This is a genomic window from Antarctobacter heliothermus (assembly GCF_900188425.1).
Taxonomy (GTDB): domain Bacteria; phylum Pseudomonadota; class Alphaproteobacteria; order Rhodobacterales; family Rhodobacteraceae; genus Antarctobacter; species Antarctobacter heliothermus.
In genome coordinates, this window is record NZ_FZON01000001.1 from 231,560 (window position 1) to 241,470 (window position 9,911).

11 protein-coding genes are annotated in these 9,911 nt (G+C 61.9%); 1 reads left to right on the top strand and 10 read right to left on the bottom strand.

The window, feature by feature from the left end:
* Nucleotide 1 precedes the first annotated feature (1 nt).
* Nucleotides 2-1,207 carry an SAM-dependent methyltransferase gene (locus tag CHB90_RS01125; RefSeq protein ID WP_089275982.1) on the bottom strand — a complete coding sequence of 402 codons (1,206 nt, stop codon included), beginning with the start codon at nucleotides 1,205-1,207 and terminating at the stop codon, nucleotides 2-4.
* A gap of 143 nt (nucleotides 1,208-1,350) precedes the next feature.
* On the opposite strand from CHB90_RS01125, the gene CHB90_RS01130 reads away from it, so the two are divergent.
* Nucleotides 1,351-1,752 carry a hypothetical protein gene (locus CHB90_RS01130; protein ID WP_089275983.1) on the top strand — a complete coding sequence of 134 codons (402 nt, stop codon included), beginning with the start codon at nucleotides 1,351-1,353 and terminating at the stop codon, nucleotides 1,750-1,752.
* An 8-nt stretch (nucleotides 1,753-1,760) separates the two neighbouring features.
* Here CHB90_RS01130 and CHB90_RS01135 read toward each other — a convergent pair whose 3' ends face one another.
* From CHB90_RS01135 to CHB90_RS26725, 9 genes are all read right to left on the bottom strand, one after another.
* The gene (locus CHB90_RS01135; protein ID WP_089275984.1) at nucleotides 1,761-3,182 is read right to left on the bottom strand and encodes a cryptochrome/photolyase family protein; all 1,422 of its coding nucleotides are present in this window, start codon (nucleotides 3,180-3,182) and stop codon (nucleotides 1,761-1,763) included.
* A 67-nt stretch (nucleotides 3,183-3,249) separates the two neighbouring features.
* Nucleotides 3,250-4,452, bottom strand: a complete 1,203-nt coding sequence (locus CHB90_RS01140; protein ID WP_089276018.1) for an aminotransferase class V-fold PLP-dependent enzyme — start codon at nucleotides 4,450-4,452, stop codon at nucleotides 3,250-3,252.
* A 134-nt stretch (nucleotides 4,453-4,586) separates the two neighbouring features.
* Nucleotides 4,587-6,296: a BCCT family transporter gene (locus CHB90_RS01145; RefSeq protein WP_089275985.1), complete on the bottom strand. Its 1,710-nt coding sequence runs from the start codon at nucleotides 6,294-6,296 to the stop codon at nucleotides 4,587-4,589.
* 52 nt (nucleotides 6,297-6,348) lie between these two features.
* A complete protein-coding gene (locus CHB90_RS01150; RefSeq protein ID WP_089275987.1) occupies nucleotides 6,349-6,765 on the bottom strand; it encodes a universal stress protein in 417 nt (138 codons plus the stop codon).
* A 245-nt stretch (nucleotides 6,766-7,010) separates the two neighbouring features.
* Nucleotides 7,011-7,427 carry an HIT family protein gene (locus CHB90_RS01155; protein WP_089275988.1) on the bottom strand — a complete coding sequence of 139 codons (417 nt, stop codon included), beginning with the start codon at nucleotides 7,425-7,427 and terminating at the stop codon, nucleotides 7,011-7,013.
* Nucleotides 7,424-7,663, bottom strand: a complete 240-nt coding sequence (locus CHB90_RS01160) for a hypothetical protein (protein WP_089275990.1) — start codon at nucleotides 7,661-7,663, stop codon at nucleotides 7,424-7,426. The genes CHB90_RS01155 and CHB90_RS01160 overlap by 4 nt, the downstream gene beginning before the upstream one ends.
* 107 nt (nucleotides 7,664-7,770) lie before the next feature.
* Nucleotides 7,771-8,289: a DinB family protein gene (locus CHB90_RS01165; protein ID WP_342744929.1), complete on the bottom strand. Its 519-nt coding sequence runs from the start codon at nucleotides 8,287-8,289 to the stop codon at nucleotides 7,771-7,773.
* Entirely contained in the window at nucleotides 8,286-8,996 is a 711-nt protein-coding gene (locus CHB90_RS01170) for a DUF1326 domain-containing protein (RefSeq protein ID WP_089275991.1), read from the bottom strand. Before CHB90_RS01170 ends, CHB90_RS01165 begins: the two co-directional genes overlap by 4 nt.
* A gap of 586 nt (nucleotides 8,997-9,582) precedes the next feature.
* Nucleotides 9,583-9,911, bottom strand: a 329-nt coding sequence (locus tag CHB90_RS26725; protein WP_212591552.1) for a hypothetical protein, incomplete at its 5' end; no start/stop codon positions are given.

A 9,911-nucleotide genomic window follows, 5' to 3' on the forward strand; every position in this document is an offset into this window, starting at 1 on the left:
GTCAGGCGGGCTTTGCAATCGTGATCTGGGTCACGTCACAGTTACCGCTGTGAAAGGTCGCGGCGCAAGAGGCGAGGTAGAAATTCCACATGCGCCGGAACCTGTCATCAAACCCCAGCGCCGCGATCTCGTCCCAGCGCGCATTGAAAGTATCGTGCCAGCGGCGCAGCGTCTGGGAATAACTTTCGCCAAATTCCAGACTGTCCACCACCTGAAGCCCCGCACGCTCGATTTCCTGGCGCAACACCACCGGAGAGGGCAGCATCCCACCGGGAAAAATGTATTTCTGGATGAAATCCACCCCGCGCCGGTACACCTCCCACCGCTTGTGCTGCACGGTGATGATTTGCAGCGTCGCGGTTTTTCCGGGTTTGAGCCGCTGGCGGACCGTGTCGAAATAGACCGGCCAGTATTTTTCGCCAACCGCCTCGAACATCTCGATAGAGGCGATGCCGTCATAGATGCCGCGCTCATCGCGGTAGTCCTGCAACTTCAGGTCCACGCGGTCTGACAACCCCGCCCGTGCGATCCGGTCCTGCGCATAGTCAAATTGTTCCCGGCTGATGGTCAGCCCGGTGACCCGCAGCCCCCGCTCGCGCGCCGCGTATTCGGCGAACCCGCCCCAGCCACAGCCGATTTCCAGCACATGGTCGCCGGGCTGCGCCCCCATCTGGTCGATCATGGAGGCGTATTTCAGTTCCTGAGCCTTCTCCAGCCCCTCTTGACCGGTGTCAAACAGCGCCGAGGAATAGGTCATCGTCTCGTCCAGCCAGAGGCCGTAGAACGCGTTGCCCAGATCATAGTGATGGGCGATGTTCTTTTTTGCCTGCCGCTTGCTGTTGGATTGCAACCAGAACCGCAGCCGTTCCCACGCACGCACGACGCCGCCGCCGGGATAGCCGTCAAACATCTCTTCGTTGGCATGAACAAGGTCCAGAAACCCCATCAGATCGGGCGTCGACCACCATTCATCCAGATAAGCCTCGCAAAACCCAAGATCGCCTTCACGGATCAGCCGGGCGAATATGTCATTGTTCAGCAAGTGCAATTCGGCCACCGGCCCGGCCCCATGTCCCTCGGCGCGGAACACGCGCCCGTCCCGCAGCACGAAATCCAGCCGCCCCCGCTGCATCCTGCGGGCCAGGTCGAAAACCCGCGCAAAATAGCGGGGCAGATCCGCTTGGCCATGAGTGTCTGTCAGGTACATAAGGTTCTTTCAAAAGCCTGTTGTTTCACGAAGTTTATGTCCCAACCCCTCCGAGACAAGCATTTGTGCTTTGGATTTTGGCAAACTTGGTGTTTTCTGGAGTCATTCCGGAGCGAAATGTTCCCTCATGCGGGAGATGACAGATGAAAAAGCAATTGGTGGCCGTTTTGATTTGTGCCCTTGCAACCTCTGGCTGCGGCAAGGTGATGAGTTTCGTCGGGGTGGAAAAGGGTGAGAAAACCGCGCCTGCGGCCCGTCCTGCCTTGACGCTTTCGGAACCCGTTCGCGTGGTGCAGCCCAAGGCTGTGGCTGGCGGGTCGTGGGAGCGCAATGTGGCGCGCGATATACCCTACTTCAACATGTCGGCCCTGCCCGTCGCAGTCTACAGCGACGTGGAGTTCACGCAAAAGACCGGCACCCTCGCCCCCGGCGAAGGCGGCTTTATCGAAACCTGCTCGGACGCCAAGCCGGTGTGCAAGATCGCCTCGGCGGGCAACACGGCCGGCTGGGTCAAGATGGATCGCATGGGCGGCGTCAGCAACTGAACCCCGGTTCAGAACGCGCGGTCCTGATAGGCGGACAGTGCCCGTTTGCGGCCTTCGCCGACGTCGACAATCGGCGCGGGATAAGGGTCTGTCGCCGATAGCGCCCAACTGCGGGGGATGGCGTCAAAGTAGCTTTGCGCCGTCTCTGTCGGTGTCTTGCGCCCCTCGGCAATCCAGCGATCCACATAGGCCCGTTTCGGGTCAAACTTGTCTCGCTGGGTGACCGGGTTGAACACACGGAAATAGGGCGTCGCATCCGGCCCCGACCCCGCCGACCACTGCCAGCCCATCGCATTGGCCGCCGGGTCCCAGTCGATCAGGCAGTCCTCGAACCAGCGCATCCCGATCTTCCAGTGGGTCATCAGGTGTTTGGTCAGGTAGGAGGCGACGATCATCCGCGCGCGGTTGTGCATGCGTCCCGTCACATACATCTCACGCATCCCCGCATCGACAAACGGAATGCCCGTGCGCCCCTGTGTCCAGGCAATGACCTCAGGTGTGTTGGCGTCAGTGTTCCACGGGAACGCCTCCCACTCTTCACGCCAGTTGCTGTCCAGCAGGCGCGGGGTGTGCCACATCAGGTGATAGGCGAACTCGCGCCAGACCAGTTCCTTGAGAAATGTCTCGGCCCCCTTGCTGCCCTCTTCCATGGCCCGCCGCCCCGCGTGCCAGCATTGCGCCGGTGAGATCTCTCCCAGGCTGAGGTTCTCGCTCAGGCAGGACGTGCCGTCGGTCCAGGGCAGATTGCGGGTCTCATTATAGTCGGACACCTTGTGCGCGATGAAGGCGCCCAGACGCCCCTGCGCGGCCTGTTCACCCAGCTGGACCCAAGGGCGCACCACATCCGCCCCCCGGCGCATCGCGGACCCAAGCTTCCAGTCGTCAAGGTTTTCGCTATCGGGCCAGTCATCCGGCGCGGGGATGCGCCCCGGTGCAGGCACCGGCTCTACCACATCCCGGTCCCGGACCGCTTTCCAGAACGGCGTGTAAACCTTGTAGTACGCCCCCTGCTGGGTCTCCACCGTCCAGGGTTCGAACATCAGGTGCCCGGCAAAACTTTCCGCCTCCAACCCAGCCTCTTTCAGTGCCGATTTCACATCGGTGTCGCGGGCGACACTGGCCGGGTCATAGGCGCGCATCCAGTAGACGGCCCCTGCTCCGGTTTCCCTGACCAGCGCCTGTATCACCTCAACCGCTTCGCCGGAGCGCAGGATCAACCGCGATCCCGCCTTGGCGTAGCGGTCTGCCAGATGCCCGATGCCCAGACCCAGCCGCCACTTTGACGCGGCCCCCAGATCGTCTACCCCCTTGTCCCGGATCACCACCGGGATCACCGGGCGGCCGGTTTGGCAGGCGGCGCTCAGCGCGGCATGGTCGGTCAGCCGCAGGTCGCGGCGGACCCAGACGAGGATGGGCGATTGGTCAGACAAGGCGGACTCCTTCGAAGTCTTGTCCGTCTGTCAGATAGCGCGGGTCAGCGCGGGACAAGCCCCGCGATCAGATCACCCGGTCGAGCGCGTCGATCAGTTTCGCCACCTCGTCCTCAGTGGTGTAGTGGACAAAGGACAGCCGCAACACGCCCCGCTGCGGATCGACCCCCATGGCCTGCAAGGGACGATGGGCGTAGAAATCGCCGCCCCCCGCCATGATACCGTGGTCGACGAGTTTCGCCGCCGCATCCGCGGCTGATCGCGGCAGGGACAACGCCACGGTTGGCGCGCGGTTCTCTGTGGCCTTCGGTCCCAGCAGGCGCACACCGTTGCGCCCCGCCACCGCATCCAGCAGCGGTTGCAGCAGACGGATCTCATGCGCGCGCATCAGGTCATGCACCTCACCCGCCGCACAGCCGTGGTGCGCAGCCAAAGCGTCGATGTAATCCACCATGCCCGCGCAGGCGGCCACCTGCGCGTGGTCCGGGCCGGCTGGGGTGAATTTCTTGGTCAGGGTCGCGCCATTAAAGACATGCCCCTGGTTGGGCAGCACCTTGGCCAGGGTGCGGCGCACCACCATGATCCCCTGATGCGGGCCATAGGTCTTGTAGCTGGAAAACAGGTAGATATCCGGCCCTAGCCCACCAATGTCGGGAAAGCCGTGCGGCGCATAGCTGACCCCGTCGACACAAACAAAGGCCCCCGCCGCATGGGCCAGCGCCGTGATCTCGACCACTGGGTTGATCTCTCCGACCACGTTCGAGCAATGCGGAAAGCAGACCAGCCGCACATTTTCGTCCAGCAGGTCTTCCAGATCCTCTGGGTTCAATCGGCCGGTGCCGGGGTCGATCTTCCATTCGCGGATCTCGATCCCCTCGGCCTCCAACCGCCGCCACGGGCCAGAGTTGGCCTCATGGTCCTGGTTGGTGACGATGATGGCCTCACCCGGCTGCATGAACTGGCGAAAGGCGCGGGCCAGCACATAGGTGTTCTGCGTGGTCGAGGGGCCAAAGCTCAGCTCATCGGTGTCCACGCCCAGCAGAGCCGACAGGCGGGCGCGGGCCTCATCCATTTCGGCCCCGGCCACCTCACTGGCTGCAAACGGACCATAGGGCTGCACCTTGCGTTCGCGGTAGAACCGCGTCAGCCGGTCGATCACCGGCGCGCAGGTATAAGACCCGCCCGCGTTTTCGAAAAATGCCTGCCCCTGCAAGGACGGCTCGGAAAACGCCGGAAACTGCGCCCGCACAAAATCGACATCCAGCATGATACCCTCCTCCATGTCCCGGAGCCTGAGACAAAGCCCGAGGATCGGGCGGCGTCAACCCACCAGAGCCCCGCAAAAGCAAAGGCCCCGACGTTTCCGCCGGGGCCTCTGTTTCGAGTGTGTGACCTGTGCTGTCCTCAGTGTGACTGACGTTCGGCCACAAGACCCTTCCAGATGGCATAACACATCAGCAACAGGACCAACGTGAACGGCAGACCTGTCGAGATCACCATGGCCTGTAGCGACGTCAGACCACCACCGATCAGCAGCGCGATGGCCACCAACCCCTCAAAGGTACACCAGAACACGCGCTGCGGCACCGGCGCGTCGACCTTGCCGCCTGCGGTGATCGTGTCGATCACCAGCGACCCCGAATCCGACGAGGTCACAAAGAACACGATGACCAGCACGATGCCGATGGTCGAGGTGATCGACGTCAGCGGCAGGCTGTCCAGCATCGCGAACAACGACAGTTCCGGCGCGTAGCTGTCGATCACGTTTGCCTTGACCGCAGACGCATCGGGATTGGCGATCATGTCGTTGATCGCGGCACCGCCGAACACGGCCATCCAGAACACGCAGACAAGGCTGGGGATAATCAACACACAGATGATGAACTCGCGCACGGTGCGGCCACGGCTGACCCGCGCGATGAACATGCCGACAAAAGGCGACCAACTGATCCACCAGGCCCAATAGAAGGCGGTCCAGCCCTCACGATAGCCGTCATCCTCACGTCCGAACGGGTTCGACAGCGGAATAACTTCTTGGAAATAGGCCCCGATCCCCGAAACGAACTCGCCCAGAATGGCGGTTGCACCAGCGGCGAACAGCACAAAGAGCAGTAGGACAATGGCGATCACCATGTTGATTTCCGACAGTACTTTCACACCGCCATCCAGCCCGCGCAGTACCGACACAAGGGCAATCGCGGTGATCCCGATGATCAGGATGACCTGAACCGTGATGTTGTTGGGAATGCCATAGACAAACTCCAGACCGGCGTTGGCCTGTTGCGCACCTAGGCCCAAAGAGGTTGCCAGGCCGAACAGCGTGGCAAAGACCGCCAGTGTGTCGATCGCATGGCCCCACCAGCCCCAGACTCGGTCGCCCAAGATCGGATAAAAGGCAGAGCGGATCGAAAGCGGCAGACCCTTGTTGTAGGAGAACAGCGCCAGCGACAGCGCCACAACTGCGTAGATCGCCCAAGGGTGCAGCGCCCAGTGATAAGACGTGGCGGCCAGCGCCATCCGGCGTGCCTCTTGCACGTTTGCCTCGATCAGGGTTCCGTCTTCGGCAAAGGGCCGGACCACGCCCAGCGGCTCATCCCCCCAAGGGGTGCCAAAATAATAGGCCGGTTCCAGCACGCCAAAGAACATCAGGCCGATACCCATGCCAGCGGCGAACAGCATCGCAAACCATCCGATGTAGCCGTAGTCGGGCTTGGCATCCGCGCCACCCAGCCGAACAGAGCCCATCGGCGTCACGACCAGCAGCAGGCAGAACAGCACAAAAACGTTTGCCGCCATCAGAAAGAACCAGTCAAAGGTCGATGTCAGGAAGGCCCTGAGACCGATGTCACAAAACGCCCCCGGCTCGCAGCCTTCCACGGCGCTGGCATCCACGCCGGAAAAGAAGTTTCCGGCGTGCGTCGGCGCGACCAATGCGTAGATCACGAAGAGAATGACGCTCAGTGCCGAGATCACAAAAACCGGATTGTGGATATCGACCGGAAACGGCCCGACCTGCGTTTCGATATTGTCCTGGCCGATGTCGTAGTCGGTCTTGATGATGTCCGAGGCCCCCTCCGGTTCGGGGATGCCCTGGTTATTTGTTTCATCGGTCATGCCTGACCCCCCTGTTCTTTTGTTTTTTGCCGGTTTTCCGGCCTCCCCGCGATCACGCGCGCACCACCATGACCGAAACCTTGGCGTGGCCTGCAATCGTGCCGCCGTTGGACGGCCAGACATAATCGGTGATGTTCGGGATGTGGCTGGCCATGATCACCAGATCCGCCCCGGTCTCTCCCACCGCCTTCAACAGCGTCGGGTCCAGGTCGGTCGATGGGTCATGGCTTGTCATGGCGTGCGCCTCGGCGGTGACGTCGCTTTGCGCGGCCCTTGCCTTGGCAAAGGCTGTCAGCTTGGCTGCAAATTCCGCCGGCGTATGCGCCACTGAACTCGGTGTCGCCGCCGCGACGCCGACATACACGACGGTTGCCCCGTAGTGTTGTGCCAGGTCCTCTGCCACGCCCAACGCCTTTTCCAGGCGTTCGGCATGAGCAAGATCGACCGGCACCATGATCCGTTTGAACACGTCCCTCTCCTTTCTTGTTTTTTTCGGACCGGCGCGCCGGATGCACTCCGGTCCCGACTGACAACAAACCGGAGCGACTTTGGTTCCCCGGTAAATTCAAGGCTAGAGCCATTCGGCGGAAAGGCGCAGACCGATGGGTCTCTTTTTGGCACGAAAACGACACGGATTGGCGCCATCCGCTGCCAAACAAACAACACCCCGGGCGCGCGTCCCGGCCCCGGATGCCATCGCTGCGCCGGTTGAGATCAGCTCAGAGCCGCGCGCAACTTGTCTGCAATGTCCCCGATCCGCGCCATGTCACCCGGTTGACCGGCCGGGCGCAGGGACACGCCCGACCAGCGCGGCAGGATGTGGACATGAAGGTGAAAGACTTCCTGCCCGCCCGGTCCCTCGTTGAACTGCTGCACCGTTATGCCATCCGCCTGCAACGCCGCCATCGCGGCGTTGGCCACCTTTTGCGCGGTCGCCATGACCGCAGTCATTTGCGCAGGAGAGGCGTCCAACAGGTTGCGGCAGGGCGTCTTGGGGATCACAAGACAATGCCCGTCCGCGCGCGGGAATATGTCCATGAAACACAGCGTGTCGTCGTCTTCATAGATGCGGGTCGAGGGGATCTCTGCGCGCAGGATCTTGGCGAAAATGTTCTGGTCGTCATAGCTCATGCGTTGCTCCCCACGCCCGCGGCCCCGGTGACAGGAACCTGCCCGTGTCCCGGTTTCAGCCTGTGATGATCCTCTTGCGCCTTTGGCGCGTAGCCTCTCCATTGCGCCTTATCCGCGCGCCCGCCGGTCTGCCGCCCTGATGCGCCGTCGCAGAAAACCACCGGAGCGATGTCCTGAACAATGGCAAGGGTGCTGCCACTATCCTTGTCCGTTTCGACAATCGATGGCTTGAACATGGGTCTCTCCTTTGGTTCGAAACACAGAAATTCGCGGGTCCGAGGGACGGTGGGCGGGGCGCCTTTCGCCGCCAGGCGAAACAGCGTCCGTCCCACGTCCCGTTGTCCTACAACCACGGCCCCTCCGGCGGCATGAACGCCAGATCGCTGACCGGGGCCTTGGCCCCGGCGGCCGTCAGCATGGCGTGGATCTGTCCGCGATGATGGGTCTGGTGGTTGAACATATGCACCACGCACAGCGCCTTGGGTTTGGACACCTCGCGCCCGACGGCACCGGAATACCAACTCAGATCCCCGGTCAGGTCGACCGTCCGCAGCCGCTCTGACCAGATCAGGATCTCCGCATCCGCGCGGAACCGCGCGATCTCCCATTCCTCACGCGTTGCGGTCAATGTCGGGGTGTCCTTGATCCCGCCCGCAGGCGGCTGTGACCCGGTGAACCGGGACATCCACATCAGATCCCCCCAAAGCAGGTGGTTCACCGTCCCCAAAAGCGATCCGAAAAACGCCTTGCGGTCCTGTTTAAGCGCCGTGGGGTCCAGCGCTTCGAAACAGGCCTTCACCTGCCGGTTCTGCCATGCATTGTAGCGCGCCATGGTCAGGCAATAGTCCGGCGAGATCATCATTTCCCCGGTCCTTTCCAGTCGATCGCACAAATCTCACCCGACTTGCCCGAAAAATCCCAAACCCGGCCATAGTCCCGCACTTTGCTTTTCAGCCCCTTGGCCACAATCACGTCCGGGCCCATCCAGTATTTGGTGTTCTTGATCACGATGGGTTCTGCGGGAGAGGCCCCCTGCACCATCTCGATCTCACCCTGAATCTTGCGCCCGATATACAGACCGCGTTTTGTGCCCTCACGGACAATCTCTACCTTTTCGCGTTCGTGTCCGATGATCTGCGACACCAGCAGGGTGAACAGCCCGGTGGTGCCGCCCGCCTCGCCTGACAGGAAATTGAGCAGACCGTTGTAGGCGGCGGGCGTGGCGCGTTCGTCGATGTAGACCGCCACCTTCCAGTCGCCCTCGGCCATCTTGCCGGGGATCTCGACCATCAGGCCGACGTTTGTGCCGGTCGGGTCCTCGCCCTCGAAGTGGCCCTCGTCGTCGATGGCAATCGCCATCCAGGCCTTGCAGGTGCCTTCTGTCGGGTCGTGTTGGCCTAGGCTGACAACACAGGGGCAGAATACCGTACAGGAGCAGTTCAGGAACAGCTCGCCCCGGATCGCCCAGTCGGTCGGGCGCATCTGTCGGCACTTGGGGTTCGGCATCCGTTGGTCGATGCGTTGGCTGACCGGCAGTCGGTCCGAGTCAGGGCGTCGGTTCAGACCCATGTCGTCTCCTTCTGAACAGGCGGGTCGGCAGGAGCCAACCCCGAAAGTACCAGATACCTGCACGCGAACAGTCGCAAGATGCGTCAGAGCGTGGACACACACACCCGGAGGGTCGCAGAGGCCCTGCCCAAGAGCAAACTGAATTGTCCTCTTTCCGTGATCGGGGCATCGCTGTCGCGGCACCGTGTCGGGAAACCACCCGCCACAGGATACGCCACGACACCCGTTTTACCGCCATCGCGCCGATGTGCTGCGATTTCAGGCAGGCGACTCACGTCCGGCGAAACGGGCGAGCCATGGTCCGTTTGGCAGATCCCACAACCCTGACATGTTTTATGACGCGCGCTTTCACCAATAGCACCACTTGAAATCGCCCACACACGAACCGGGTCATGCCCGCCACCTGCCGCCGACGGCCTTGCTATCCAATAACATTCCAAATTTCTGATGTTAATTGATCTTTATCAATGTGTCCTCCCCGGGATTGGCAAAGGCTTGAGCTATACGCACCGGGTTTTCGGGGTTTGGCAAAGGTTCAGACCGTATCCAAAGGCCGGGTGTCGAACGCATTGCCGTGGGGGAGACGTCATGCAGACAATTCGAAAACACTTAGCCCGCAATATTCACCGGCGGTCCGTGTGCGGTGTGATTTCGGGGCGCGGTCGGGTTTCTTGACCTTGCGTGTGGCAGGAAGGGCGATCACGCTGCCGACGTTCGCGTCATACGTGTGGGTGGATGTGTTCGCGGCGCTTTCGGGCGAACGCGGTGATGCATCCGCACACGGCGTTGAACGCCACCGGGATCGGTGGCGACGGTCGGGAAGCGCGGTCATACAGGCGGTTCGGATCAGGGGCCGGCCCAATGCATCCTGATGATTGTCGGCCATAGCATAGACCAGAAAGGCGCGGCGCTGCT

Bases quoted from the DNA above. Each gene is read 5' to 3' on its own strand.
- CHB90_RS01155 (WP_089275988.1), bottom strand. From the start codon at position 7,427: ATGAGCTATGACGACCAGAACATTTTCGCCAAGATCCTGCGCGCAGAG.
- CHB90_RS01165 (WP_342744929.1), bottom strand. From the start codon at position 8,289: ATGATGATCTCGCCGGACTATTGCCTGACCATGGCGCGCTACAATGCA.
- CHB90_RS01160 (WP_089275990.1), bottom strand. From the start codon at position 7,663: ATGTTCAAGCCATCGATTGTCGAAACGGACAAGGATAGTGGCAGCACC.
- CHB90_RS01145 (WP_089275985.1), bottom strand. From the start codon at position 6,296: ATGACCGATGAAACAAATAACCAGGGCATCCCCGAACCGGAGGGGGCC.
- CHB90_RS01130 (WP_089275983.1), top strand. From the start codon at position 1,351: ATGAAAAAGCAATTGGTGGCCGTTTTGATTTGTGCCCTTGCAACCTCT.
- CHB90_RS01125 (WP_089275982.1), bottom strand. From the start codon at position 1,207: ATGTACCTGACAGACACTCATGGCCAAGCGGATCTGCCCCGCTATTTT.
- CHB90_RS01170 (WP_089275991.1), bottom strand. From the start codon at position 8,996: ATGGGTCTGAACCGACGCCCTGACTCGGACCGACTGCCGGTCAGCCAA.